This is a genomic window from Streptomyces sp. NPDC091387, from assembly GCF_044756945.1.
Lineage (GTDB): Bacteria > Actinomycetota > Actinomycetes > Streptomycetales > Streptomycetaceae > Streptomyces.
On sequence record NZ_JBIVTZ010000039.1, the window covers coordinates 1 to 26,835 of the forward strand.

General features: G+C 70.5%; 22 protein-coding genes and 1 pseudogene. 12 read left to right on the top strand and 11 right to left on the bottom strand.

Translation table 11 applies throughout. The annotated features are described in order from the left end of the window. The 7 genes from ACIQM0_RS38810 to ACIQM0_RS38840 form a co-directional block, all read left to right on the top strand. Nucleotides 1-1,518 (top strand): alpha/beta fold hydrolase (locus ACIQM0_RS38810; protein ID WP_401295822.1); only part of this gene is annotated, 1,518 nt, incomplete at its 5' end. A 139-nt stretch (nt 1,519-1,657) separates the two neighbouring features. Further along, nucleotides 1,658-2,563: a proline iminopeptidase-family hydrolase gene (locus ACIQM0_RS38815; RefSeq protein WP_401295825.1), complete on the top strand. Its 906-nt coding sequence runs from the start codon at nt 1,658-1,660 to the stop codon at nt 2,561-2,563. 247 nt (nt 2,564-2,810) lie between these two features. Beyond that, on the top strand, nt 2,811-3,257 hold the full coding sequence (locus ACIQM0_RS38820; protein ID WP_401295828.1) for a cold-shock protein: 447 nt from the start codon (nt 2,811-2,813) through the stop codon (nt 3,255-3,257). A gap of 145 nt (nt 3,258-3,402) precedes the next feature. After that, nucleotides 3,403-4,170 carry an enoyl-CoA hydratase/isomerase family protein gene (locus tag ACIQM0_RS38825; RefSeq protein WP_401295830.1) on the top strand — a complete coding sequence of 256 codons (768 nt, stop codon included), beginning with the start codon at nt 3,403-3,405 and terminating at the stop codon, nt 4,168-4,170. A 251-nt stretch (nt 4,171-4,421) separates the two neighbouring features. Continuing rightward, nucleotides 4,422-4,937 (top strand): ATP-binding protein, encoded by a 516-nt coding sequence (locus ACIQM0_RS38830; RefSeq protein WP_401295832.1) that lies wholly within the window; start codon nt 4,422-4,424, stop codon nt 4,935-4,937. A 428-nt stretch (nt 4,938-5,365) separates the two neighbouring features. Further along, nucleotides 5,366-6,169, top strand: coding sequence for a polysaccharide deacetylase family protein (locus tag ACIQM0_RS38835; RefSeq protein ID WP_401295835.1), 804 nt, complete (start codon nt 5,366-5,368; stop codon nt 6,167-6,169). After that, nucleotides 6,169-7,359 carry a hypothetical protein gene (locus tag ACIQM0_RS38840; RefSeq protein WP_401295837.1) on the top strand — a complete coding sequence of 397 codons (1,191 nt, stop codon included), beginning with the start codon at nt 6,169-6,171 and terminating at the stop codon, nt 7,357-7,359. Before ACIQM0_RS38835 ends, ACIQM0_RS38840 begins: the two co-directional genes overlap by 1 nt. Nucleotides 7,360-7,443: 84 nt before the next feature. Here the strand turns inward: ACIQM0_RS38840 and ACIQM0_RS38845 are convergent, their stop codons facing one another. After that, the gene (locus tag ACIQM0_RS38845; RefSeq protein ID WP_401295840.1) at nt 7,444-8,082 is read right to left on the bottom strand and encodes a GNAT family N-acetyltransferase; all 639 of its coding nucleotides are present in this window, start codon (nt 8,080-8,082) and stop codon (nt 7,444-7,446) included. 144 nt (nt 8,083-8,226) lie between these two features. Here ACIQM0_RS38845 and ACIQM0_RS38850 point away from each other — a divergent pair, with 144 nt between their 5' ends. Further along, nucleotides 8,227-8,442 carry an EF-hand domain-containing protein gene (locus ACIQM0_RS38850; protein WP_123461777.1) on the top strand — a complete coding sequence of 72 codons (216 nt, stop codon included), beginning with the start codon at nt 8,227-8,229 and terminating at the stop codon, nt 8,440-8,442. Nucleotides 8,443-8,491: 49 nt separating this feature from the next. On the opposite strand, the gene ACIQM0_RS38855 is transcribed toward ACIQM0_RS38850, so the two are convergent. After that, nucleotides 8,492-8,902, bottom strand: a complete 411-nt coding sequence (locus ACIQM0_RS38855; RefSeq protein WP_401295843.1) for an STAS domain-containing protein — start codon at nt 8,900-8,902, stop codon at nt 8,492-8,494. Between the two features lie 218 nt (nt 8,903-9,120). Here ACIQM0_RS38855 and ACIQM0_RS38860 point away from each other — a divergent pair, with 218 nt between their 5' ends. Beyond that, nucleotides 9,121-10,107, top strand: coding sequence for a CopD family protein (locus ACIQM0_RS38860; protein ID WP_401295846.1), 987 nt, complete (start codon nt 9,121-9,123; stop codon nt 10,105-10,107). Between the two features lie 71 nt (nt 10,108-10,178). On the opposite strand, the gene ACIQM0_RS38865 is transcribed toward ACIQM0_RS38860, so the two are convergent. The 4 genes and pseudogenes from ACIQM0_RS38865 to ACIQM0_RS38880 form a co-directional block, all read right to left on the bottom strand. Then, nucleotides 10,179-11,684 carry a carboxylesterase/lipase family protein gene (locus ACIQM0_RS38865; protein WP_401295849.1) on the bottom strand — a complete coding sequence of 502 codons (1,506 nt, stop codon included), beginning with the start codon at nt 11,682-11,684 and terminating at the stop codon, nt 10,179-10,181. Between the two features lie 390 nt (nt 11,685-12,074). Continuing rightward, a complete protein-coding gene (locus ACIQM0_RS38870; RefSeq protein ID WP_401295872.1) occupies nt 12,075-13,055 on the bottom strand; it encodes a terpene synthase family protein in 981 nt (326 codons plus the stop codon). Nucleotides 13,056-13,709: 654 nt separating this feature from the next. Continuing rightward, a complete protein-coding gene (locus tag ACIQM0_RS38875) occupies nt 13,710-14,696 on the bottom strand; it encodes an alpha/beta fold hydrolase (RefSeq protein WP_401295851.1) in 987 nt (328 codons plus the stop codon). A 265-nt stretch (nt 14,697-14,961) separates the two neighbouring features. Next, nucleotides 14,962-15,318: pseudogene (locus ACIQM0_RS38880) on the bottom strand (cytochrome P450); the annotation flags it as partial. 392 nt (nt 15,319-15,710) lie between these two features. On the opposite strand from ACIQM0_RS38880, the gene ACIQM0_RS38885 reads away from it, so the two are divergent. After that, a complete protein-coding gene (locus ACIQM0_RS38885) occupies nt 15,711-15,908 on the top strand; it encodes a methyltransferase (protein ID WP_401295875.1) in 198 nt (65 codons plus the stop codon). A gap of 126 nt (nt 15,909-16,034) precedes the next feature. Here the strand turns inward: ACIQM0_RS38885 and ACIQM0_RS38890 are convergent, their stop codons facing one another. Beyond that, on the bottom strand, nt 16,035-16,706 hold the full coding sequence (locus ACIQM0_RS38890) for a response regulator (protein WP_401295878.1): 672 nt from the start codon (nt 16,704-16,706) through the stop codon (nt 16,035-16,037). 191 nt (nt 16,707-16,897) lie between these two features. Beyond that, nucleotides 16,898-18,979, bottom strand: coding sequence for a sensor histidine kinase (locus ACIQM0_RS38895; protein ID WP_401295854.1), 2,082 nt, complete (start codon nt 18,977-18,979; stop codon nt 16,898-16,900). 189 nt (nt 18,980-19,168) lie between these two features. Here ACIQM0_RS38895 and ACIQM0_RS38900 point away from each other — a divergent pair, with 189 nt between their 5' ends. Both ACIQM0_RS38900 and ACIQM0_RS38905 read left to right on the top strand, forming a co-directional pair. Further along, a complete protein-coding gene (locus ACIQM0_RS38900) occupies nt 19,169-19,477 on the top strand; it encodes a hypothetical protein (RefSeq protein ID WP_401295857.1) in 309 nt (102 codons plus the stop codon). 44 nt (nt 19,478-19,521) lie between these two features. Beyond that, nucleotides 19,522-21,102 (top strand): alpha/beta hydrolase, encoded by a 1,581-nt coding sequence (locus ACIQM0_RS38905; RefSeq protein WP_401295860.1) that lies wholly within the window; start codon nt 19,522-19,524, stop codon nt 21,100-21,102. Nucleotides 21,103-21,252: 150 nt separating this feature from the next. Here ACIQM0_RS38905 and ACIQM0_RS38910 read toward each other — a convergent pair whose 3' ends face one another. The 3 genes from ACIQM0_RS38910 to ACIQM0_RS38920 form a co-directional block, all read right to left on the bottom strand. Beyond that, entirely contained in the window at nt 21,253-22,542 is a 1,290-nt protein-coding gene (locus tag ACIQM0_RS38910; RefSeq protein WP_401295863.1) for a tyrosine-type recombinase/integrase, read from the bottom strand. Between the two features lie 315 nt (nt 22,543-22,857). Beyond that, on the bottom strand, nt 22,858-24,759 hold the full coding sequence (locus ACIQM0_RS38915) for a UvrD-helicase domain-containing protein (RefSeq protein ID WP_401295866.1): 1,902 nt from the start codon (nt 24,757-24,759) through the stop codon (nt 22,858-22,860). Then, nucleotides 24,756-26,636, bottom strand: coding sequence for an ATP-dependent nuclease (locus tag ACIQM0_RS38920; RefSeq protein WP_401295869.1), 1,881 nt, complete (start codon nt 26,634-26,636; stop codon nt 24,756-24,758). The genes ACIQM0_RS38915 and ACIQM0_RS38920 overlap by 4 nt, the downstream gene beginning before the upstream one ends. Nucleotides 26,637-26,835: the final 199 nt, after the last annotated feature.

Here is a 26,835-nt window from a genome sequence, read left to right on the forward strand (position 1 = left end):
CAGGGGCTCCCGGCGTTGCAGCCGGAGCAGGGTCTCGCGTTGTTCGACGCGGGTCTCGCCTCGGGCCGGGCCGCCCTGGTGCCCCTCCCGATCGACGTCGCCGCACTCCGTACCCGTACCGACACCATCCCCGCACTCCTGCGCGACCTCGTCCCCACCACCAGGCGGCGCAGTGCGGTGTCCAGGACGGACGCGACGTCTCTGCGGCAACGATTCGCGCAGGCCGATCCGGCAGGGCAGGAGGCCCTCCTCAGGACGCTCGTCATGGAACGGGCGGCCGCACTCCTCGGTCACAGCAGCGCGGACGCCCTCGACGCCGAACGGGACTTCCTGGAAGCCGGGTTCGACTCGCTGAGCGCGATGGAACTCCGTAACGTCCTGATGAAGGACACCGGACTGCGGCTTCCCCCGATGGTGGTCTTCGACAGCAAGAGCCCGGCCGAACTCGCCCGGCTCCTGCGTACGGATCTCCTGGCGTCGGCGCCCCTCGCGGCCGACAGCGCCGACGAGGTGCAGGTGAGGCCAGGCGGAGCGGAAGCCTCCGGGCGATCCGAGGGATTCCAGGGAGCGGACGGGACGCAGCGCGCTTCCGCGTCCGGCGGGGCCGAGGCACCCTCGGTCGGCAGGGTGCCGGAGACACTCCGTGACCTGTTCCACTCCGCCGTCGTCTCCGGCCGCGCGGACAAGGGCTTCGCCCTCCTCCAGGCGGCCGCCGACGTCCGGCCCGGCTTCGCCTCGGTGGACGAGATCGACCGGCTGCCCACCGCGGTCCGGCTCGCGGACGGCACCGAGGGGCCGCACCTCATCTGCCTGAGCACACCGATGGCCACCGGGGGCGTCCACCAGCACGCACGCCTGGTGTCCCACTTCGGAGGCAGGCACAAGATCTCCGCACTGCCCGTCCCCGGCTTCCTCGCGGGCGAGAGCCTGCCCACGTCGTCCGACGCGGCCGTCCAGGCACTCGCGCGCAGCGTGCTGGAGGCGGCGGACGGCAAACCGTTCGTCCTGCTCGGCTACTCGTCCGGAGGCACCCTCGCCTACGCCACCGCCGGATACCTGGAACGGGAGAGCGGGGTGAGCCCGGCGGGCGTCATCCTGCTGGACACGTTCAAGGTGCACGACGGCGGAAGCGACGGCGTCCCCCTCGACGGTCTCGCACTCGGCATGTTCGACAAGGAAGCGGTGTTCGGCCGGTTCGACAGCAGCAGGCTCTCCGCGATGGGCCGCTGGGTGGAACTGGTACCGCAGCTTCCGCTCACCCCGGTCGAGGCCCCGGTGCTCTTCGTACAGTGCACCCAGTCCTTCGTACCGGACGGGGACGACACGTCCCCGGACCTGGCCGACGGCCGTGCCGAGCCCTGGGAGGCCGGCCACACCCTGCGCACCGTGCGCGCCAACCACTTCACCCTCGTGGAGGACCGCGCCGAGGAGACCGCGCACGTCATCGACACGTGGCTGGCATCGGACGAGTGGCCGGCGCAGAACGAAACGGCGGCCGACGCCGTATCGCCCGAATGACCGACCCGCCCCATGACCAACTGGCCCGACAGCCAAAAGCGCCGGTCGCGAGCGGCCGCAGCGGCCGCGGCGACCGAGCACAGGACCCACAGCTCCCATCCGCAAACAGCGTGAGTGAAGCGAAGCGAGGCGAAGTGACGTGACCGTGGCACCCAGCACGAAGGGGACCCTGCCGTTCGGCGAGCACGAGACGTGGTACCGGGTGACGGGCGACCTCCGCTCCGACCGGCCCACCCTCGTTGTCGTGCACGGCGGCCCGGGATCGACCCACGACTATCTGCAGAACCTCTCCGACCTGGCCGAAGACGGCTGGTCCGTCGTGCACTACGACCAGATCGGGAACGGCGGCTCGACCCATCTGCCCGACCGGGGGGCGGACTTCTGGACCGTGGACCTGTTCGCCGCCGAACTCGACAACCTGCTGACGGGTCTCGGGATCGCCGAGAACTACGTACTGTTCGGCCAGTCCTGGGGCGGCATGCTCATCACGCACCACGCCGCGGCGCGTCCGGCAGGTCTGCGCGGCCTGGTCATCGCCAACTCGCCCGCCTCGTACCCGCTCTGGCTCCAGGAGGCCAAGGTCCTGCGCGACCGGCTCCCGCCCGGCGTCAACGACACGCTGCTCCGGCACGAGGCCGCCGGAACCACCGAGACGGACGAGTACCACGGGGCCATGCGCACGTTCTACGAGCGCCACGTCTGCCGTCTCGCACCCTGGCCCCGCGACTACCTGGCCTCGTTCTACGAGGTGTACAACGACCCCACCGTGTACTACGCGATGAACGGCCCCAGCGAGTTCCACGTGAACGGCACACTGCGCGACTGGTCGGTCATCGACCTCTGCCCGGACGTCGACGTGCCCACCCTGCTGATCTCCGGTCGCTACGACGAGGCCACACCCGCGACGGTGCAGCCCTTCCAGGACCTCATTCCGGGAGCGCGCTGGGAGATATTCGAGGAGTCCAGCCACCTGCCGCATCTCGAGGAACCGGAACACTTCCGCGAGGTCATGAAGACGTTCCTCCAGGAGATCGCCCCCGGCTGACTCCCGGGCTTCCGTTGCATAGAGTGCTGAGAACATGCCGCGCCTCCGGTGCGGCGTCCCGGATGTCACCCGCAACCCGGTACGGCTGCATGGACGTACGGATGCGTGGCCGCGAGGCGATGACAACGGGGACAGGAGTGGTCAGGTAGTCGCGAGGCGTGTCCGGAGCGGAGTACAAGTCCGGGCCGCCTGCCGCGGCGGGGTATCCCGGGCATGGGTCCGGGGTTTCGTTGAGAGGGCGGTTGTGATGGTCACCGGTCGTGTGGTGCGGTTCGACGGCGTGAAGGGCTATGGATTCATCGCTCCCGATCATGGGGGCGAGGACGTCTTCCTGCATGTCAACGACCTTCGTATTCCCGAGGCCTCTCTCCGGCCCGGTCTGATGGTCGAGTTCGAGATCGAGCAGGGCGACCGGGGCCTGAAGGCGTCCTCGGTGCAGCTCGCCCCCGGCAGCGGCGGTATCGGGTCGGCGGCGGCTCCGGCGTCCGCGTTCTCGGGGCGCCCCGAGAACCCGAGCAGGCAGGTCGCGGACGGCGACGACGTGTTGTGCGACGTGCTCAACTCGGAGGAGTACGTACGGGACGTCACCGAAGTGCTGCTGGAGTCGGCACCCGGTCTCACCGGGGCGCACATCCTTCAGGTACGCCAAGGGATGCTGCAGTTCGCCAAGAAGCACGGCTGGGTCGAGGGCTGAGCCGCCCGGCTGTAGCCCGCCGCGGCCCGGGGAACAGGGCCTGCGGCGGGCGCGCCGCCCACCGTCCGCCGTCCGTCGGCTGTGACGAAGGGCACCGGCCCCGGGCCTGTCCGGTCTCCTGTTAGCGCCGGTTAACCTGCCTCTCATGACCGTAACCCTCGAAGTAAGCGGCGGCGTCGGCACGATCCGGCTGGACCGTCCGCCGATGAACGCACTGGACATCGCCACCCAGGACCGGCTGCGCGAGCTGGCCGAGGAGGCCTCCGGGCGCGACGACGTGCGCGCCGTGGTGCTCTACGGCGGCGAGAAGGTGTTCGCGGCGGGCGCGGACATCAAGGAGATGCAGGCGATGGACCACGCGGCGATGGTCGTCCGGTCCAAGGCCCTGCAGGAGTCCTTCACCGCGGTGGCCAGGATCCCCAAGCCCGTCGTCGCGGCCGTCACCGGCTACGCACTCGGCGGCGGCTGCGAACTCGCGCTCTGCGCCGACTTCCGGATCGCCGGCGACAACGCCAAGCTGGGGCAGCCGGAGATCATGCTCGGCCTGATCCCGGGCGCGGGCGGCACCCAGCGGCTCGCCCGTCTGGTGGGCCCCGCCAAGGCCAAGGACCTGATCTTCACCGGCCGCCACGTGAAGGCCGACGAGGCCCTCGCCATGGGTCTGGTGGACCGGGTGGTGCCCGCCGCGGAGGTGTACGAGCACGCCCACGCCTGGGCCGCCAGGCTGGCGAAGGGCCCGGCCCTCGCGCTGCGTGCCGCCAAGGAAGCCGTCGACGCCGGGCTGGAGACGGACATCGACACCGGCCTCACGATCGAGCGGACCTGGTTCGCCGGACTCTTCGCCACGGAGGACCGGGAGCGCGGTATGCGCAGCTTTGTGGACGAAGGACCGGGCAAGGCCAAATTCCTCTGACCGAACGCCAGTTGGGAACAGATCGCGGCGCGTTCATCCGTGTGGGCGGATTAGCCGAGCCTTAAGACAACCTTAAGGCTCGGCGCTCCGTTCGCGCCGGTCATCCCGCGCGAGTGCGGTGTTCACGCAGGTCGGTGGGGGTGTGAGCCAGCGCATTCTGCCAGTGGCATATGCCAAGAGCTCTCCGCGGAATTGCTGATTCCGGGTCGGGGATTCCCTCGGAACGGCCCCGGAGTGCCTGCCTTGCGGCCATGATGGTGTCCATGGCGGGCCTGGAAGGTGTGGAGCAGCCGCGGCAGCGCAGCAGCGCGACAGCGGCACGGAGGACGCCGGCCGTCGAGGACGAACAGGCGTTCAAGGCGCTGGAGTTGTTCGGTAATCCGACGGAGGACGAAGTCCGGCTGCCCTCCCGCCCGGAGTCCGCGGCCACCGCACGCCGGCTCACTTCCTGTGTGGTGCTGAGCCAGTGGGGGCTCTCCCAGCAGACCGGCGAGCACGCCGTTCTGCTCGTGTCCGAGCTGGTCGGCAACGCGGTCCGGCACACCGGTGCCAGGGTCTTCGGCCTGCGGATGCTGCGGCGTCGCGGCTGGATCAGGATCGAGGTGCGCGACCCCTCGCGCGGACTGCCGTGTCTCATGCCCGTCCAGGTGATGGACATCAGCGGACGGGGCCTCTTCCTCGTCGACAAGCTCTCCGACCGGTGGGGCGTGGATCTGCTGCCGCGCGGCAAGATCACCTGGTTCGAGATGCGGATCTCCGACCGCTGACGGCCCCGGGGTCATCGGTCATCGCCCCGCAGAGCCCCGAAGAGTCCCGGACGCACAGCAGCCCCCGGGTCAGCCGTGATACGGCTCTGCGGGGGCTGCTGTGTGGGGGCCGTGAAATGGGGGGTGTTCTCACGGCCGCTTATGACGACCCGGCCCGGGTCAGTGCGGGTCGTGTCACCGACTATGGCAGACGGGCGACTCCATCGCCAAAGCCGCAAAACGCTCATACGATGATGAAGCAGGTCAATTCTTCGATGAATCATAGGTGTGCTGGGTCACCTGCCTGGAAATCCATGAATCCCGACCGGCTCTCACGGGTGATTCATTGATCATCAAGGGTCTGGGCGGCGCGCATCCGTGTGACCTGCGAAAGCGGCGGTAACGGTCAACTGTCATTTTTCTGACATCTCGCACTTAATGTTCTGCACATGAACGACTCCGGCACACCGGTGCACCGCCGCGGCGCCCTGCGCGCAGGGGCCGGTGCCGCGCTCGCCGCGGCCCTCGCCACCGGTTGCGGGGACCACGCCACCGCCGGGACTTCGGCGAAGACCCTCACCCACCCGGCACCGAAGAAACCGGCCGCCACCGGGGCGCCGGCCCCCGCACCCGCCCCGCGCCGCTTCCCCGGGCAGCCGGTGCAGATCGACCACGGCCCCCGCGACCGGGCGCGCGTCGCCCTCACCTTCCACGGCCAGGGCGACCCCGCCATCGCCCGGACCGTGCTGGCCGAGGCCGAACGGGCCCGCGCGCAGATCACCGTCCTGGCCGTCGGCAGCTGGCTCGACGAACACCCCGAGATGGCCCGCCGGATCCTCGACGGCGGCCACGACCTCGGCAACCACACCCAGCGGCACATCGACATCTCCTCGATGGGCGAGGCCCAGGCGTACGCGGAGATCACGGGCTGCGCCCAGCGGCTGCGCCGGCTCACCGGTTCCATCGGCACCTGGTTCCGGCCCTCGCGCACCCAGTACGCCACCCCGCTCGTCCAGCGGCTCGCCGTCCGCGCGGGATATCCGCACGTCCTCTCGTACGACGTGGACTCCCTCGACTTCACCTCGCCCGGCGCCGCGGCCGTCACCCGCAAGGTGGCCGGGGAGATCCGTAACGGATCGGTGGTGAGCATGCACTTCGGCTACGCGGACACGGTCGCCGCGCTGCCCCTCCTTCTCACCGAACTCGACCGCCGCGGACTGCGTGCGGTGACGACCACGGAGCTGTTGACCTGATGCTTCCCTCCACCACGCGCACCGCGGCCCTGCTCGGGGGCGTCCTGCTCGCCGCACTCACCGGTTGCGGCACCCCCGTCGGCAAGGGGGCGTCGGACGCGGCCACCGAGGCGGCCGCGCCACCCGCCAGACCCAAGCACGTCACCCCGCCGGCGCCGCCAGGACTGGCCGGGATGCCGCCGGTGCTCGACCCGTCGAACGTGTACGCGGCCGACGCCGCGGGGAAGCTGTCGCCGGCCGTCAAGGGCTTCCCGTCCCGGGTGTACGTACCCAACACCAACTCCAACACCGTGACGGTGATCGACCCCGCCACCTACAAGGTCATCAAGACCATCCCGGTCGGCCGGCAGCCGCAGCACGTCGTCCCGTCCTGGGACCTGAAGACCCTCTGGGTCAACAACGACGTCGGCGACAGCCTCACCGCGATCGACCCGGCGACCGGCAAGGCGGGGAAGACGGTCGACGTCTCCGACCCGTACAACCTCTACTTCACCCCGAACGGCAAGTACGCCATCGTGATGGCCTCGATGGACCGTCAGCTGGTCTTCCGTGACGCGCACACCATGAAGACGGCGAAGGCCGTCCCGGTCAGCTGCGCGGGTGTGAACCACGCCGACTTCTCGGCGGACGGCCGGTACTTCGTCGTCTCCTGCGAGTTCTCCGGCGAACTCCTCAAGGTCGACACGGCGAGGATGAAGGTGGTGGGCCAGCAGAAACTGCCGTTCAAGGGCGCCATGCCGCAGGACGTGAAGCTGTCGCCCGACGGAAGCACGTTCTACATCGCGGACATGATGGCGAACGGCATGTGGGTGCTGGACGGAAAGAAGTTCACCACCCCGAAGCTGCTGCCCACCGGCAAGGGCTGCCACGGGCTCTACGTCAGCCGCGACGCCAAGGAGATGTACATCTCCAACCGTGGCGAGGGCTCTGTCTCCGTCTTCGACTTCGCACAGAAGAAGCTGGCGAAGAAGTGGCAGCTGCCGGGCGGCGGCAGCCCCGACATGGGCGGGGTCTCCGCGGACGGCAAGGTCCTCTGGCTGACCGGGCGTTACCACTCGGAGGTGTACGCGATCGACACCACCAGCGGCAAGCAGCTCGCCCGGATCCCGGTGGGCAGCGGACCGCACGGCCTCGCCGTCTACCCGCAGCCGGGGCGGTACTCCCTCGGCCACACCGGCGTCTTCCGGTAGGAGGCCGCCCGCAGACGTCGTCCGGTGGAAGACCACCCGTCGGCATCTTCCGGGCCTTCCGGCAGATGGCCGCCCGCCGGTGGCTCACCCCCTGATCAGCAGCGCCTCCGAGCCCACCGGCCGGTAGCCCGCCGCCTGGAACGTCCGCACACTGCGGGCGTTCCCCGGTGACTGCTGCGCCCACACCACCGTGTCCGGCACCAGATGGCGGGCCGCCCGCGCCAGCCGTTCGCCGAGCCGCCGCCCGCGCGCCTCCTCGACCACCTCGATCGCGGTCTCCCAGCGCCCCGCGACACCGCGCCCGAGGATCAGCACACCGCCCTCCGTCCCCCAGACCCGCACCTCGTCGCGGAACCTCATCGCCCGTGCCACCCGGGGGTGTTCGGGGTCCCGGATCTCCCGCAGCTCCAGCTCCGGTGCGCCCGGCAGTGCGGGCGCGACCGTCAGCAGATCGATCGTGTTCATGTGCCGGTCCGTCCGGGCCAGCAGCGCGCCCAGGAAACGCGGATTCATCGTCGCGGCGAGCGCGTCGCCCGGAACGGCGGCCAGGGCGGCCCGCACCCACCGCGGGTCCTCGTCCGTGAACACCACCGAGTGCGCGGTGAACGCCAGCACCCCGGCATCCCGTACGTTCGGCTGCCGCACCACCGTCGTGGTCCCGTCCGGCGGCGGAAACCTCCCCTGCGCCGCGGCTGCCAGGATCCCCGCCAGTGCATCGGTCATCGCGCCGTACTCTCCCCGCTCCGGGCCACCGTCCGCCGGGCGGCGGACGGACCACCCATGATCGACGACCGGCCGCCGCGCTCGCCATCCGTCGCGCCCGTTAATCTGACCTCCGTCATACAGGGATTACGAAGGGGCGGAACAGTGGCGGACATCGAGTCGGCGCGCAAGGCGTTCGAGCGGTTCGACCTGAACGGCGACGGGCTGATATCGGCTGCCGAGTACAAGAGCGTCATGGCCCAGCTGGGAGACCCCTATGTCACCGAGCCGGTCGCGCAGGCCGTGATCAACTCCCACGACGCGAACGGTGACGGGCTCCTCACCTTCGACGAGTTCTGGGCCGCGCAGAACAAGGGCTGACGGCCGAGGGCCCCCGGCCGGCGGGCCGGGGGCCGCGGACCCGACCCGCTCACGGGCCGGAGGGGCCGGTGGATCCCTCCGACGCGAAGGCCTCGTCCGGTGTCGCCACCGGGCGGAACACGTCGTGCAGCCGGCCCGCCCGCAGCAGGCGCAGGATCCTCGGGCAGTCGCAGACGAGCCAGAACCGCCCGTCCCGGTCCAGCGCCCGCCGCCGGGCCCGGCACAGCAGCGACAGGCCCGAGCAGTCGAGGAAACTCACCTCGGTCAGGTCGACCACCACATGCGGTGACCCGTCCGACGTGGCCCCGTCCAGGGCCGGTGCGATCAGGGCCGCGGTAGCGATATCGATCTCGTCGCGCAGCGCCACCACCGTCCGGCCGTTCCTGCGGTACACGTGACCGCATGGCTCGGGCAGGGCGACCAGCGCGGGGGATGTCGTGGGGGACAGCCTCTCGGTCATGATGCCTCTCCTCGCAGCGCCGAATCCGCGGAGGCACCCGGGCCTGGGTGGCTTGTCAGTGAGGTGACAGTCGGTGAACCTAACCCGAGGCTCGCGTCGGGTGGGGATGCAGAAACGTTCGAGCCTGCCGTAATGCGTCCTTCCGGGTGAATGTTCGATGGCGTCGTGGACGCCGAGCGGCTGTTTGTGTGGTTGTCGGCCAGGAAAGGGGGTGGGCGGTGCTCCGCTCCCGTGTGCCCGCAACCGCCCGCCGCGGATCCGCACCGGCCCGCCGTAGCTCCGCGGCAGCCGTACTCAGCACGGCGGGGGCCTGCCTCCTGGCCGTGGCGGCCGCCCTGCTGGGCGCCACCGCCGTCGCCCGCGGCACCGGTGAACTCCGCATACCCGGCGCCGGAACCGCCACCCTGCTGCGTACGGTCCTCTTCGGCGCGCTCGCCGTTCACCTCGGCGGCCTCGCCGCCACCGCACTGGCCCGCTCCCTGCCCGGCCGGCCGGAATCCGCGCCGCGCAGCTGGGCGGCGGCGGCCTCGGTCGCCGGGGCGCTGGCCGCGGCCGGACAGATCGTCAGGCTCGCCCGGGTCAGCGATCTCGGCCTCGTCGAGACCTACGGCACCCGCGAGGGCGGGCTGCTCCTGCTCACCGCCAACGGATTCGCCCTCGCCGCGTGCTGCGCGGCGAGCAGCCGCCCGGCACTGGCCGCCGCCCCGCTCGCCCTCGTCATCGGCGCGGAGGCGCTGCGCGCCCACCCCGAGGCGTACAGCCCGGCCGTGGGCGCCGCGCTCACCGTCGTCCACCTGACCGCCGCGTCGCTCTGGTGCGGCGGGCTGCTCCACGTGCTGCGCACCATGCGGCTGTGGCGGCGGACCGGGCCCGGCGCCGCCCGCGCGCTGCTCGGCCGCTACGCCCGGCTCGCCGGGTGGCTGTACGCGGCCCTGGCGGTGACCGGTACGTTCAGCGCCCTGCGCAGGCTGCCGCCGGACACCGTCCTCACCTCGGCGTACGGGCGCACCCTGCTGGTCAAGCTGGTGCTGGTGGCCGTGGTGAGCGCGCTGGCGCTCGGCGCGCGCCGGAGGCTGGCGTCGGACCCGGACCCCGCGGTAGCCCGGCGCCGGGCGCGCCGCGAACTGGTCGCCCTGGCGGCGGTCGTCCTGGTGTCGGCGGTCCTGACCGTCGTACCCGACCCGCACTGGCTCAGCACCCGCTGAGCCGCGGCCGTGCACGCGCCGCGCCCGCGCTCGGCGCTCCCCGCTGCCCCTCCCCTCACTCCGAGTCCGGCTCAGCGCCTGTCGCGGTACGGCGGCCAGCCGCGCAGTTCGTCGTCGCGCGGGGCGTGCACCGTCTCGGGGGCGCCGGGGCCGAAGAGCATCACCGGACGCGACGCGTCCCACCCGGGCCAGCCCGGGTCGCCGGAGACGGCGAACCGCACCCACGCCGCGTGCATCGCGTCGGCCAGCTCCTGCGGGGCGCCCTCGCCCGCGAGCGCCACCGCGTCCGGCCGGTCCAGGTTGTCGAAGACGAAGCCGATCTCCAGCCCGTGGCAGGCGCCGAGCCGCTGTACGGGTGAGGGCCAGCCGAACTCGTAGAGGTGCGTGCCTCCGGCAGCGGCGTCGCGGGCGTCGGCCAGCCGGTTCAGCGGTACGCGCAGCAGCAGGTCCGTGGCGAGGGCGCCGAGCAGTTCGCCGGGGGTGGCGCCGGGCCGGTTCGCGCGGTAGGTGCGGGCCGTCGCGCCCGGCACCCTGAACTTCAGCAGGGCCAGCCGGAGTCTCGTACGGGAGAGCCGTTCGGTGAGCCCGCTGGGAACGAACCAGAGCCGGTACTCCTCCGTATTGGAACCCATCAGCAGGTCTATGCCGGACGCGGCGCCGTCCCGTAGCGCCTCGGCCGGCTCGCGGGGCAGCAGATCGCCGTCCACCACGATCTGGAAGGAGTTCCCGCCGGTCAGCGGGGAGCCGCCGCTCGTCACCGAGGTCTGCGCCGCCAGGAGCGCGGCGGGGTCCACGGCGGCCAGGGCCCGGGCCGTCGCCGTCACCCCGAGCCGCTTCGCTATCAGTTCGGTGGTGCGGCGGCCCTTGTCCACGGGGAGCGCGGCCGGGGCCCCGCTCTGCAGCACCGCGCGCCGGAACAGGCCCCGGGCCCGCGGCGCGGCGAGCAGCGCGCCGACGCTGATGGCACCCGCCGACTCCCCGCACACCGTCACCAGGTCCGGATCGCCGCCGAACGCCGCGATGTTGTCCCGCACCCAGCCGAGCGCCGCGAGCTGGTCGAGCAGACCGCGGTTGGCGGGCGCGTCCGGGAACACCCCGAACCCCTCTATGCCGAGACGGTAGTTGAGCGACACGAGCACTACACCGTCGCGGGCGAAGGCGGCCCCGTCGTACAGCGGGACGGCGGACGAGCCGTGCAGCAGCGAGCCGCCGTGGATCCAGACGAGGACGGGCAGCCCGGTGCGGGCGGGCGACGGCGTCCACACATTGAGGTTGAGGCAGCCGTCGCCGGGCACCTCGGGATCGGGCAGCAGCCGGTCCAGCGGCGGTGCGTACGGCCGCTTGGGCGCGGTCGGACCGAAGGCCACCGCCTCCCGTACGCCCTCCCAGGGCTCAGGCGGCGCCGGGGCCCGGAACCGGTGGGCGCCCACCGGCGGGGCCGCGTACGGGATGCCGCGGAAGACGGCGACGCCCGGTTCGTGCGTACCGCGGACGGTGCCGTGGGCCGTCTCGGCGTGCGGAGCGGTCCGGTCGGCGCCGGACGCCGATGCGGATATCGGAGGAGGTATGGCAGTCATGAGATGCCTCCAGCCCTTCTGCGGTATGGCCGGCGAGCTCGGTTCATCGGACTGCCGCCTGCCCTCGGGCGTACGTACCAGCAGATCACGGCAGGGGGCGGCCGACCAGTCGTGAGGGTGACGGCTCTTGTACGGCCGGCCCCTGCTTCCTCGGTCCCGGTGAGGTCCTTGCGCGGTCCTTGCGCGGTCTTGTGGGGCCGTCACAGGACCGGAAGTGGCTGCTTTGGGCGGGACGCGTTTCCGGCCGCGGGCGGGCGGGCCGGTGCCGGCCGAGCCATCGGGACGATGAATGTCCGGAAATAGCCGTGGAATGCCCGTCTTCCGGTGCCGAGGGCCGCGGCGGGGCCCGGCAGGGGCGCCGGACTCCGCCGGGCCCCCACCGGGCGTCCGTCAGGCGGCGAAGTTCCGGGACAGGGAGCCCCGTTCGTCGATTTCCACGAGGTCGGGACGGGTGTAGCGCTCCGCCCGCGCGTGGTAGTCGAAGTCCCCTCGGACGAGCCCCCGGTAGTCCTGCACGCAACGCTCCAGGGCGACTCGCGGGGCGCCCTCGATTCCCGCCGCCTCGATCTCCTCGACGAGTTCCTTCTCGGCGCGCTGGACGCGGTCGGCAATGCGCCCCAGCAGGATTCCGGCCTCGTCCGCCGCCTCCTGTAGCGTGCCCCCGCGGTCCCGCTGGATCAGCCGGACGGTGTTGTGCTCGTAACCGAGCAGGGCTTCCTTCTCGAAGGAGCAGATATCGTTGCAGAGGCCTGAGTGATCGGTCACCGCATTGCGTAGCGCGATATAGGCGGGAAGGCTCCGGGCGGAATCCGGAAGGTCTATTCCGGCCGTGATCTCATGCAGGTCGAGGAAGGGCTGCATCGCCACCGAGTCGCGGCGGTGCTTCACGAAATCGGCCGTGCTCGGCACGTGGCCCGCGGCCCGGTCGACCGCCTCGGCGTAGTACGTCCACAGCCAGGCGGCCGTGTCCCTGCGGAACTGCCGCACCCAGTGCGGCGGACGGTCCGTGCAGGTCCGGACCAGTAACTCGGCGAGGGCGTGCTCCATGGGGCCGACCGGCTCCCGAGCGCCGTCGAGCACGTCCACCAGATGTGCGATGGCGGATTCACACAACCCGGGGTCGCGGCCGGCCGGGCCGTCGTCGAACTCGTCATCGACGAGGAAGGCCCAGAAGAGCCACTGGCAGAACAGGTCGAGGTGTTTCTGCGAAGCCTCGGGAAAAATCAGGGAGATCCAGAGTTCGGGGCGGGTCCGGACCATCTTCTTGCGGGCCACCGGAGACAGGACGAGATTACTTGCCTCGGCCCATTCCCAGGCGGCCTGCCTGGTCTTCTCAACTCCCGGATTACATCCCGCGCTCTCGAACGGCATATGGAATTCTGGAAGCGCGATCTTACTCATGGTGCACCTCGTTCAGACGATATGAACAGGGAAGGGGGATGCGCGGAACCAATCGCGCACGCGTGCACGGCCGGAGCGGCCGGCGGTGAACGCGGCCCTGTCGAACGGCGTTTCGACACGGCCGCGTCCTCGGGGACAACTGTCCGCACCGGCCCTTGCCCTGCGGAAGGGCGGTGGGACCGTGAGCCTATTGCGGCGGACCGCCGCAGGAGCGGATCAGCGGCGGCGGGGCGGTTGGTCGGTACGAGCGGGCCGCGCCGTTGTTCGTGAAACGGCGCGGCCGGGCCGGACGGCCGGATCCCGTCGGGGGTGCGTCACGGGAGGGGCGGCTCTCATCGCTGTCCTCTTTCTTCCGCCGGGGCCTGGGCGTCGGAGCCGGGCCCGTGGGGCCCAAGGCAGCGGACAGCCTGACGTGCACGGCGATCGAGTCACCACTCGTCACGACCAGTGAACTCCCAGTATGCGGAGGAGTGAAGCCGCGTGTGACTGAAAATGTGTGTTCGCCAGGAACGGCTGCTCAGTTGTGAGCAGTTGGAGCGCTCCTGAGTTGGCCGTGGTCGCGGACGGCGGGGGTGGGTCTGGCCGATTCGCCGCACCGGCTCCGCTCCACACCGTAGGGCCGGTTCAGGCAGCCAGCGAGGCGAGCCAGTCCGTCAGGATCCGGTTGACCTCCTCGGGGCGCTCCTGCTGGATCCAGTGGCCGCAGCCGTCCAGGATGTGCGAGGACACCAGGCCGGGCAGCGTCGTCGGATACGCCGCGACGGCATCGGCCAGCCAGGTGGTGGAGGCGTCCAGGGACCCGCCGAGGAAGAGGGACGGCTGGGTGACGGGTGCGCCGTCGAAGTCCGCGAGATCCTCCCAGTCCCGGTCCATGTTCCGGTAGCGGTTGAGGGCCCCGCTCATCCCGGTCCGCTCGAACTCACCCGCGTAGAAGTCGAGTCCGTCCTCACCGAGCCAGCCGGGCCGCCGGTCGGGGAACCGGTCGCGCAGGGTCCCGCCGGACCCGGCGAAGTGCGGGTCCGGTGCGTCGGGCGCGGGCATGGTGTCGGCGGAGAACGCCGCGTAGAAGCCCGCGAGCCAGCCGCGGACGTCCGGCTCGACCTCGGCCTCGGCCCGGCCGGGCTCCTGGAACCGGGCGACGTAGAACTCCTCGTCCCCGCCCATCCCCGCGAAGACCTCGCTGGGGCGCGGACCGCCGCGCGGGGCGTACGGAACGCTCAGGAGCCCCACGGCACGGAAGACATCGGGCCTGACCAGCGCTGAGTTCGCCGCGATCGTCGAACCCCAGTCATGGCCGACGACCACGGCCTTCCGCTCCCCGAGCGCGTGCACCACGGCGACGTTGTCCTCGACCAGTTCGAGCATCCGGTACGCGGCGACGTCCGAGGGCCGGGAGGACCGTCCGTACCCCCGGACATCGATGGCGACCGCCCGGTATCCGGCGGCGGCCAGCACGGGCAGCTGGTGGCGCCAGGAGTACCAGGACTCCGGGAATCCGTGCAGCAGCAGCACCAGGGGGCCGGTGCCCTGCTCCACCAGGTGGATACGGCCGGCCGGAGAGGCCACCGTGCGGTGCGTGGGCTCCGGGGACGGGGCGGGCTGATGCGACATGGTTCCTCCGCGGTTCTCGGTCTGCGCCGGTCACGGCCGAGAGCTGTCAGCCGACCGTGCTCCCGGACCCGTACCGCCCGGAAGCGGCCCGACGGCCCGGAAGGCGATCATGCGCCGGACGGCCGACCGGCCGCGAGCGCTCTTGCCGCTTCGGCAAAATGACAGGCGGCACTCACCGACTGACGGACGCGTCACCCACCGACCGCCGAAAGACGTGTCACTCACCGAAGCACGTGCGCGCCCCTCACCGGATGACACGCGGCACTCACCAGGTGACGGGCAACGACCGCAGTCCGCGCATCAGCCGCGTCCGGCGCCGGTCAGGCTCCTGGGCGGGCACGGCGAGACGCAGCCGGGGGAAGCGCGTGAAGAGGGTCCGGAGCGCGATCTCCCCCTCCGCCCGTGCCGGCGGCGCGCCCAGGCAGCGGTGGATGCCGTGGCCGAACGCGAGATGCGCCCCGGCGTCCCGGCCCAGGTCGAGGCCGTCCGGTCCGGCGAAACGGGCCGGATCACGGTTGGCGGCCCCGGGGGAGATGAGGACGGGGACGCCGGCCGGGATCGAGGTCCCGCCCAGGGCGAGCGCCTCGGTGCTGTGGCGGAAGGTGGCGATGCCCACGGGGGAAGGGGCGTCATGCTCGGTCATATGACTTTGGGCGAGCACGAATGGGTCGCGGCCGGGTCCACGGAACGGCCGGTCGGTGACACGGGGCGCACGCTCCAGATGATCACGGGCTACTGGGTCACCCAAGTGGTGGGTACCGCAGCCGAGTTGCGACCAGGCGGAGGCCGCCTCTGTGCGCCGATCTTCGACTGGCTCGCCGCCGCTCCGGGGGAAGCCGAGGTCTTCACGAACGCCATGACGGCGATGACCCGCGGCCTGGCCCACGCGCCGGCGGAGGTGGTCGACGTGGCGGACGCCCGCGTCGCGGTCGATGTGGGGGCGCCGGAGCAACCTCGTCCAGACGCTCATGCGGCGGCATCCCGGACTGGCCGGTGTCGTCCTGGACCTTCCCCATGTGCGGGCAGAGGCGGAGGCCTCCGCCTCGCGTCTGGGCGTCGCGGACCGGTTCAACCTTCCTCGGCGGTGACTTCTTCGACGAGGTGCCGTCCGCCGACGTACACCTGCTGAAGTTCGTGCTGCACGACGGTCGGCACGCCAGCTCTGGAACCGTTGATGGATCTCAACATGATGGCGCTGTCGACCGGACGTGAGCGCGGCGCCGAGGAGTACGGGCGCCTCTTCGAGCGGGCCGGGCTGACGTTGACCGCGACGACGCCGTCCGGGTCACGGGTGTCCGTCCTGAGCCTTGTTCCCGCCGCGGTGCCGCCGGAGGTCTCTCAGGGGGCTGAGCTCCCCAGCGGACGGATCAGTCCGCTCTCGTAGGCGCAGATGGTCGCCTGGACACGGTCCCGGAGGCCCAGCTTGGCGAGCACCGAGCTCACATGGACCTTCACCGTGCCCAGGGCCAGCCCGAGACGCTCAACGATCTCCATGTTGGTCAACCCCGTGGCGACCAGAATCAGAATCTCGCGTTCACGGGGGGTCAGGCTGTTCAGCGCCCCGCTGGTCTCCGGTGCGACCGGGGCTCCATGGGCGAAGGCTTGGATGAGGCGTCCCGTGACCGCGGGCGCGAGTACACCGTCGCCGGAGACGACCAACCTGATCGCAGCCAGGAGGGCCTCCGGCTCGGTGTCCTTGAGCAGGAATCCGGAGGAGCCGGCCCGAAGAGCTTCGTAGACGTACGCGTCGAGGTCGAACGTCGTGAGCACCAGCACCTTGGTGAGGCTGTGATGACGCGTGATCAGCCGGGTGGCCGTCAGGCCGTCCATACCGGGCATACGGATGTCCATCAGCACCAGATCGGGCGCGAGGTCGGCTGCCATCGCCACAGCCGCGTCCCCGTCGGCTGCCTCACCGACCACGGTCATATCGGTCTCGGCCGTCAGGATGGCTGCGAAACCCGCACGCACGATCGTCTGATCATCGACGACCAGTACCCGGATACTGATGACGCACCCCTCTCCCGGCCGGCCCGCGGCCCGTTCACGGGCCGTTCTCCGGCCCGTACCGGACCCGCTGCCCACGTCGCATTCTCCCATGCGGCCATGAGCCGGAAAGGCCCGGCCGGAGCACGCGCGCACGGGCGCCCGGGACCGGGCCACCCCGTCCGGCCTGTGCGAACAGCTCTCGTGCGGCTCGCCTACTCGCGCGGGACATGCTCCGCGGAGGCGTCCCGAGGTGCCGCCGGGGCTCTGCCCGCGTCCAGGCTCCCGAGCAGCTGCCGCATGGCGGCCAGCGTCGCTCTCGTGGTGGTGGCGACGTCGTTCAGGCTGCCGGCCTCCGCCGAGGCGATCACCAGCGTGGTCTGTTCGAGGACCGTCTCCTGCAGCCCGCCGGCGACTCGCTGCCGCTCACCGTGGACGACGTTTCTCGTGCTCGCCTGCAGGCTCCTGAAGGTGGCGTCCTCGCGGCCGATCGCCCGCCTGCGGCGCATGTGCATCAGCCACCCCGCCCACCATGCCGCCGTGAACACCGTGCCGAACACCAGGAGCGCCCCGGTGAGGACGAACAGCACGGTGAAGGGATCGGTCGCATCACCGAGCAGCCGCCCGTCGCCGGCGAAGGCCGTCGTCATGGATACGGCGAACGAGAACGCCGCGGCGGGCACCGCCAGGAAGCTCAGGCGGTATCCGGACGGAATGGTCATCTGCGCGGCGCGGGACCGCACGTACCGGCCGGCAGACGTGGTTACCGGTCTCAGCACACGGCCGTAGGCGGCGACCCCGTAGACAGCGGCCAGTTCGACGAATCCGCCTCCCAGCAGGACGTTCGGGGCGGACGACGGCAGTACGCCGGCCGTCACCAGTACCGGCCACACGGCGGCGGTTGCCCCGACCGCGGCAAGGGCCGCCCACGGGGCTCGTCTGCGCCACAGCAGCGGCAGCGCGTGAACGGTCAGCAGCAGCGCGAGCAGCATGTGGGACGGGGCTCCGTGCCCGGCGTCCGCCGCGACGGTCACCCCCAGGCCGTAGGCCCACGAGGCCACGACGGTCGAACCGCAGACCACCGCGTCCGCGATGCGCTGCTCACGCGGGAAGTCACGCCGTCGCCCTCCGGCGGATTCCCGTGCCGGTCCGGCGTCGGGCAGTACGGCGCGTACGCGCCAGCCCCCGTCGGCGCGGGGCCCTGCGGACAGGTGCCCGCCGACAGCGGCGGCGCGGCGGCCCATGCCGTCCAAGCCGCGGCCGGAGCCGATCCTGAGGCCGTCGCCGTCGCCGTTTCCGCCGGACGGTGCGCTGTTGTCGACGGTCAGGTACAGCGCCTCCCCGTCCCGTTCCGCCCGGACGCTCACAGCAGCACCCGACGCGTAGCGCAGGGCGTTGGTCAGCGCCTCCCGGATGATGCCGTGGGCCGCCTCCGCCGCCGGGCCGTCGAGATCGGCGGGCAGGGACACGGAGACGGGACGCCCCAGTCTTCCGAAACCCGCGATCAGGGCGTCGATCGCAGCGGCCATCGGCTGGGGGCCCGCCAACTCGTCCCCGCGCGTCTCGTCCACGCGCATGACGGCCACGAGACGGCGCAGGGCCACCTGCGTCTCCCGTGCGGTGCGGCGGGCGAAGCCGAGGGCCTCCGCGGTCAGTTCGGGCCGGCTGTCACCGAGCCTGCGAGCGGCCTCCACCGACACGACGACCGAGGTGAGGTGGTGCGCGCTGATGTCGTGCAGCTCACCCGCCAGCCGGTGCCTTTCGGCATCGGCGGCCTGCCTCAGTTCCTGCTCGGCCCGGGTCAGCCGCCGGCTGGCCACCTGTCGCTCCCGCAGCCGGCGCCGACGGCCGGCGCCGAGAGCGGCTGCCGGAAGGTACAGGGGCACATCGAAAAGCCAGTGGGACAAGAGGGCGCTGCCGGGTCCGTACTGCACGGCGCCCAGCAGCAGCTGTACGCCGAGGGCGGCAGCGGTCGCGGCCAGGGCGACGCCCCAGCCGCACCGGGCGGACACCGAGTAGAGCGAGATCAGCACCGCCACACTGGCCACCAGGCTCAAGGTGTCGGGCGGTGCCAGGACCTGTACCAGTACGGACGACCCGAGGATCTGCCCAAGGGCCTGGAGGGGTGCCCTGTTTCGCCGTTCGAGTGCGTGCGCGGCGGCCGCTGTGGCGACGAAGGCGGTGATCCACGCCGCGGGGCCGGGAGGCTCACCGAGTGCCGGAACCTCCCAGACCCAGAGAGCCAACTGCGTCACGGTGAACGCGCCCGGCAGCAGCAGGCCGCGTATCTTCCCCATGGGCGTGAGTATAGAGGCGGGCGGACGTGGGCCCGGTTCTCGCTGCACCCACGCCGCAAGCTTCGGCCCAGGACGACTCACACCCAGCCAACGACGAATCTCCGACTCAGGTCACTAGGTCTCCCGGCCTAGGCGACGTTCCTCCTGGTAGCAGACCCCGCCGCGGTATCGGGGCGGGACGATTGACCCATGGAATCAGCCGACGTCGTTACCGCCCTGGTGGCCTTTGCGGTCATCCTCCTCGCCAGCAGGCTGCTGAAGGATGTTCCGTTCTGGATCATCATCGTTCTGGCCGCGGCCTCCTACCCCGTCGACGTCTTGCTGCTCCCGGCCTGGGAGTCGGTCGCGGGCGCCACCAGCACCTGGGCTGCGCAGGCCTTCGCCGTCGGTACGGGCCTGGCGTTCGCCGCATGCCTCGTACAGGCCTTCCGGGGATTTACCTCCCTGCGGAAGGCGCGGGCCGCCCGCCTCTGTCACGGCCGGGAGACCGACGCGTGAGCGTCGGTACTCCTCATCCGCCACATCCTCAGATCGGTAGAAGCATGCGCAACCCTCACCCGTTCCGGGCCGTCTTCGCTCTCGCCTCGCTCGCCGTGCTGGCGGCCACCACGGTCACGGCCTGCGGCCCCGGTGCCGACGACGCGACCGAGAGGCCCGCCGTCCCCTCGGCCCTCAGTGAGCAGAAGCTGCACTGGACCCCCTGCCCCGCCCCGTCCAAGGCCCAGGGCGGCGGCGACCGGCCCGAAAAGCTGCCGGACGGGACGGCCTGGCAGTGCAGCACCATGAAGGTGCCGCTGGACTACGCCCGTCCCGACGGCACGACCATAGGTCTCGCCCTCATCCGGGCGAAGGCTTCGCGGGAGACCACCCCGCAGGAGCGGCTCGGCTCTCTCGTCTTCAACTTCGGTGGCCCCGGCGGCTCGGGGGTGTCGATGCTTCCTCTGCTGGCCGCCGACGACTACGCGAAGCTCCACGAACGTTACGACCTGGTCAGTTTCGACCCGCGGGGGGTCGGGGACAGCGCCGGGGTGAAGTGCCTGGACACGAAGGCCATGGACGCCTGGCTGGCCGCGGACATCACGCCGGACGACACAGCCGAGGAGCAGGCCTACGCCCGTGGCGCAGGCGCGTACGCCCGGTCCTGCGCGCGCAATTCGGGGCCGGTGCTGGCCCACGTCGGCACGCAGGACGCGGCACGCGATCTCGATCTGATGCGTCAGGTCCTCGGGGACGAGAAGCTCAACTACTTCGGTGTCTCCTACGGAACGCAACTGGGCGGCGTCTACGCCCACCTGTTCCCGGAGAAGGTCGGACGCACCGTCTTCGACGCCGTGGTCGATCCGACCAGCGACGTCCTGGCCAACGGACTGGGTCAGGCCAAGGGATTCCAGCGCGCTCTGGAGAACTTCGCCGAGGACTGCGTGAAGCAGGAGGAGTGCTTCTTCGACAGCAAGGATCCGGCCGCCGGCGAGAAAAGGATCACCGCGCTCATCGAGAGCCTCGACACCAAGCCCCTGCCCACGGAGTCCGGGCGCCTGCTCACACAGAGCCTCGCACTCAACGGCATCGCCGCCGCCCTCTACGACCAGAAGATGGGCTGGATGATGCTCCGGGACGGTCTGACGATGGCTGCCAAGGGAGACGGCAGTGTGCTGCTGTTCCTCGCCGACAACCTCAACGAGCGCGACGACGAGGACGGTTACTCCCAGAGCAATGCCGCCTTCGCCGCGGTGAGCTGTGCCGACTACGCGGACCGCTTCACCGTCGCCGACGTCCGTAGGCACCTTCCCGAAATCCGCAAGGCCTCTTCCGTGTTCGGCGAGTGGATGGCCTGGGGGCTGCTCCAGTGCACCGACTGGCCCGTGGCCGGCCATGCACGCACCGTCGATGTGACCGCCGCCGGCGCGGACCCCATCCTCGTCATCGGCAACACAGGTGACCCCGCCACCCCCTACGAGGGTGCCGAGAAGATGGCGGATCAGCTGGGCAAGGGCGTCGGGGTCCGTCTGACCGTGAAGGGCGAAGGACACGGCACCTACGCCGTCAACGACTGTCTGACGGCCCTGGTCGACACGTATCTGCTCGACGGTGCGGTACCGAAGGACGGCACCACCTGTTCGTGACCGAGCAAGGTGCAGCGGCGACATCCCAGGGGGAGTCTTCAGGGACTTTCACGTCTGTCCCAGGGAGGTCTCAGGGACATTCCACCGCGTAAACAGGGAAGGCCCTGACAGCGCTGAAAGATGCGAACGCGCAGGTCAGGACCGCTCCCCTCAGCACTCGATGATGTTCACCGCGAGCCCGCCCCGCGCCGTCTCCTTGTACTTGACGGACATGTCCGCACCCTGTCGCACTATGCCTTTGACCTGCATGTTCGGGGGTAGATGAGCTGCCCTGCATGCCAGCAGGGACTTCTCAGGGACTTTCGGCCGGGAGGGGTCCCGCAGCCAGGCGTCCATCGCGGCGATCCCTCGCTGCCCCGCACCGGGCATGAAGTGAGCGTAGTGGTCGAGGGTGACCTTCGGTGTCGAGTGCCCGAGCCACTTGGACAGGCTGACGACCGACTCGCCGGCCTCCAGCTGCACGCTCGCGTAGGTGTGGCGGAGGACGTGGAACATGTCCTCGCGTGGGGCGGCGTAGAACAGGACCCGGCGAACCCGGTTGCCGTCGTGCCGTACCTTCTCGCCCACGGGCTTGATCAGCCCGGCGGCGGCGAGCGCACGCTTCCAGCTGCGGTCGTTCCAGGTGCGGTAGTAGATGCGGTTGCCGTGCGACGAGGTGAGGATCAGTTCGACCGTGATCGGCTTCCGCTGGCGCTCCTCGAGCGCGGTGGTCGGGGCCTCCGGGTTCCGCCAGGGCAACGTGCAGGAAGTCGACGGGAACCGGCGGAAGTGAGCTCGGGCCCGGAGGGCGAGGTTGGCCGGCAGGGGGACCTCGCGGGTCTTGCGCCCCTTGGGGAGCGAGAAGTAGGGGCGGCCTTTGATGTCCCACCTGAGCTGGCGGCGGATGTGGACGACTCCAGCCGCGAAGTCGAAGTCCTCTTCGGCGAGACCGAACGCTTCGCCTTGGCGCAGCCCGAGGCCGATGCCGAGATCGACCGCGATCTGGTAGCGGTCCTGCAACTCCGCGCGGACGGCGTCGACGACCTCACGTGACCACGCCTTGGCCTTGCTGTCGATTGCTCGTGGAGGCTTGACGCTGTTCTTCGCCTTCATCGGGTTGCGCAGCAGACGCTGGTCGTCGACGGCGCTGCCGAGGATCGAGGACAGGTGTCCCCAGATCACCTCTGCCGTCGACTCTTCGACCCTCGTGAGCAGTGCTGCCTTGAAGGTCCGCAGAGCGGACGCGTCGATCTCACGCAGGGCGTAGTCGCCCACCAACGGGATGATGTGGTTCCAGATGCGGCTGCGCATCGGGTCCGCCGTCGAGGGTTCGTCGGAGCGGCCCGCCCACCAGTACTCGGCGATGTAGTCGGCGAGAAGTATCTCGCCCTTGCGGGGATCGACGAACTCACCACGGCTGGAGTCCGTCTTGGCGCTGGCGAGCCACTGAGCCTTTTCCAACTTCAGCTTGAGGCGTGGCGAAGGACGACCACGGCCTTCACGATGTCGGTGATCTGGTTGGTGCTGCAGCGGACCTTGGCGTGGCTGCTGTTGTGCCGGATGGTGGCCCGCTCGGCCCGTGGGTGTCCTACATTCTGGTCGTCGAACCCTGGCCATTCGCATGCGCGTGCTGGGCGGCGTGCCGGGGCGTGCCGAAGTCTTCATCTTCAAACCGCTGCCAGGATGCGGATGACGCACCACCCGGCGGTCACATCCCGCAAGGTGACGGAGACGCCCATCAACTACCAGGGCGGTTCCGCCAGGACGAAGCAGGGGTCAGTGCTCGGTGAGGTCCCGGACGTCCCAGCCCGTGTCGATCATCAACTCCGCGTACCGCTTGCCGCGGTCGCGGTGGGCAGCGAGCACCAGGAGGTGGGTGGGGCGCGTCGCTCCGACGAAGACGAGCTGCACAGCGGCCTGGACGCTCTTTAGCTCGCGCTGGGGGTCGCTCTTCTCGGCGATCATGCGGAGCGACTCGGTCACGTCGAACTTCTTGCCGGTCTTCTCCAGGCATTCCAGGATCAGGGTCGCCGCGTGGGTCTCGCCCTTGGCGCTCTGAATGGTTCCGGGCACGGCTCGCACTGCCGACACCGCGGCGGAGCTCCGGGGGGCGCCGCCCACTGCTACAGCCGGCTCGGCCGTAGGGGTGAAATCCAGGCCGACGGCCTTCAGCGGCCGGTCGGCGAGCAGTTCCATCTGGACGGTCAGCTGCTCGATGAGCATGCCCCAGCCCACCTCGTCGAACGCGGCTCCGTGGACGAGGAGTTCACGCAACAGAATCCGCACCCTGCCGCCGGGGGTCGCCGCAGACCTCTCCAGGCGGCTGAGCGCCGGTAGCCCGTCGCCGACCAGGGGCGTGAAACACGCCCGCAGGGCGTTCCACAACTCGGTGACTGCTTCGTGGCTGTCCCCGGGCCCCCAGTGGGTCCCTGCTGCGCGGGCCGCGTCGATCAGGGCGCGGTGGGCTGTCGGGCGGCCGGGCGGGGTGTAGCCGGGCAAATAGCAGGAGATCGACTGTGGGTATGCCTGGGAGTTTCCCCGGCCCTGCCGCGCGCCCAGCACACGCGGCGGGTGCTTGAGGAGGACGTCTTCGGGGAAGGTCGCGGCGGCCATGCGTTCGAAGGTGGGCACGACGTCGGTCGCGGTGGCCTCGTCGAACAGCAGGACCGCGACTTGGCCCTCGGGACCGGCTCCATGGACTTGCTGGGGCCGCCGGACGGTCAAGCGGCTGGCCACTGCCGCGATCTGTGGTCCGAAGCGGCGGCTGACCGGCAGCTCCGGGGCGCCGGCCAGGGGGAACGCCGACGCGGGCCCGTCCACGGTGCCGGCGTCACGGTAGATGCCCTGGTTGGTGTCGCCTACCCGCTGCACCACGGTGGGCGAGGAGGCGAAGACGAGGTCCAGCAGTTCGTGCTGGGGGGCGCTGGTGTCCTGCATCTCGTCGAGGAGAACGAACGGGAAGCGCGCGGAGACGGCCGGGACGATGCCGGGGCGCTCGGCAAGGTACTGCTGGGCGATGGCGTACATGTCCTGGTAGCGGAAGACGCCTCGACGGGCCAGCGTCCGCTTGAGGCTGGACAACTGCTTGCCGCTGGCTGTCTCGGCGCCGAAGGGCGGTTCCCTGGTCGCGCCGGTGACCACGAGTTCGCCTCTCGTGTAGGTGAACGTTGCCCCGGTGACGATGCCGACGCCTTCGCGCTGGCGTTCCACGTAGCTGCGCAGGGTGGAGTAGTTGTGTTGTTGCAGGAGCCGGATTGCTGCGGTCTCGAAGGCCGCGTCGTCGACGGACCGGACCTCGACGCCCTTGGCCCGCACGGCCGGCAGCGCGAGGAAGGTGTGCACGAAGGACTGGATGGTGCCGATGAAGTGCGGGTAGCGCAGCAGACTCCGCCCCCCGGCGAGGGAGGCCACCCGGTCTGTGATCTCGTTTTTTGCCGTGTTGGTGTGGGACAGCACGCACACCCCGCGTGTCGGGGAGGTCCATGCGTCGGCCATGAGCGCGAGTTTGAGCCCGATTAGGGTGGTCTTGCCCGACCCCGGGGCGGCCTGGAGGTCCTGGGTGGTCTCGCTCTGGAGGAAGTCCCACTGCTCGGCGTCGAGCGGGTCGAGTCCCAGGAGCTTCACCATGGCCTCCACTTTGTGGGTGGCGAAGGCATCGGGCAGGTGGGTGCCGGTCACGGGGTCACCTCGCCGCACAGGTGCTTGAAGGCGTCGACCAGGTAGGGCGGGACGTCGCTCTCCGTCAGCGGGGTGGAGGCGAGGAGTTGGGCGGCGAATTGCGCGGTGATCGACTTGCTGGCGCTGTTGAGTTTGAGCGGTCTGTAGATGTTCAGGGCGGCCTGTTCCAGAGTGAGGTTCTGGCTTTCCCACTCGTCGACATTCTTGTCGGCCTGGGCGATGACCTGATCGGTCTTGGCGGCGTCCGGCCAGGACCGTTCTGCGACGGATGCGAGCTTGGCCGCGCGGTGCATCAGCCTGGCCATGGTCCAGGAGGTGGCGGCGAGATCGTACTCCAGCGTCCACCAGTTCGACACGAAGGTCTTCACCGGTCCGTCGTCGCCGCTGGCGAGGTCCGTGACGTGCGCGGCGATCTGCTGCTCCGTCATCTCGTCCCAGCACTTCAGTTCGCCGCGCATCTTCTCCGGGGTGCCGGCGGGGACGAGGTCGCGGTCGCGGATGCAGGCGACCGGGACGGGTATCTGCTCGCCGGAGCGCTGGAAGACGTGGCTGTAGCGGAACAGGCCGACGTGCCCGACGTTGACCACGCTGACGCCGCGCTCGTTGAAGGGCATGCCCAAGGCGGTGGCGAGGGCGGGCAGGAAGATTGCCTCCGCGTCGCCCTCGACGATCGCCAGGCCCCGGGCGAAGAACATGTTGGCCTTGGTGACGTCCAGGAACCGGGTCAGGAACGCGTAGTCCTCACCGGTCAGCCGCGTGATGCCGCGCCGCAGCGGGAAGGTGCGGCCCTTGACTACGAGGGTGAGGCACTCGACGGGCGTCGACGAGACGAGTTGAGGGCTGTGGGTGGTGAGGATGACCTGGACCGGTGCCCTGCCGCCTTCCTGCGGCCCCTGGGCCTTGTCGCGGAGCAGGTCCATGATCCGGGTCTGGAGCTGGGGGTGGAGGTGCGCCTCGGGCTCCTCGATCAGCAGCAGGGGGGCCAGTTCGCTCTTGCCCAGCAGGAGGAGTTCCGCTGCCATGAACAAGGCGTTGTTGTAGCCGAGCCCGCGGCGCGTCCACTCGTCGGACTCGGTAAAAAGATTCAGTTCGAGCCGTTCCAGCGCGCGGGCCAGCGTCGCGTCGGTGGCGACGCTGATCTTGGCGCGCAGGACGTCATCGCCGATCGCGAACCGCTGCAGGTAAGCCGAGTTGATGTCCTGACTCACATCAGCGACGGCATCGTTGTCGCGAATGTCGTGCTCGGCGCGGCGCAGGATCCCCACCAGAGTGGACGGAGGGCCGTCGCCATCGGGGTCGTAGTCATCGATCCCCTGGTCCTTCATCGCCGGGTAGCCGGCGAGGATCTGGGACAACCGTGATCCGCGGCCCGAGCGCAGTTCCGCCTCCGCGTCGCGCAGGGGGCGCAGGTAGGTGGCGCGCAGGAGTTCGCGTGCGGCGCCGTCCAGGGCGGGGCCGTTGCCGTCCGGTCCGGTCCGGGTGGTGACCGAGACCCGGTTTCGGACCGGGTCCATCCGCTGGGCCTTGAACGTCACGCAGAGCCAGGCAGCGCCGCCGCGGTCGTGGGTGAGCAGTTCCAGGAAGACCGCCTGCTCCTCGGTCGACAGAGCGGTGAACCCGCACACGATGGTGAAGGTCTCCGCCCGCCCGCCCTTCCCGAGGTGAAAGTCGTCCTGGGAGACACGGTAGTAGTCCGACGCCGCGGTCTGCAGGCACAGCCGGATCGCGTCGACGATCGCCGTCTTCCCGCTGTCGTTCTCACCGACGAGCACGTTCGTCCCGGCCGTGAACGACAGGTCCAGCGACGCGTCCGTCTCGCCCTCGCTCTGGGCCGCGGCTCCGAAGACCCGGAAGTTCTCGACCCGAAGATGCGCCAAGTACACAGATTCCCCCGCCGACGGGGCCGCGGCGCCCTCTTCTCCGGGAAGGAGTCCCCCAGGCGCGCGGCCCATGATCGATATTTCCGGAATCCTATGCTCTCAGAGGACGTTCCGGTTGAAAACCGGATAGTTCATGGGTTGTGCCAGGTTATGGGCGTTTCGCCGGTTACTCGCTTCGCAAGGTTCGAGATCATCG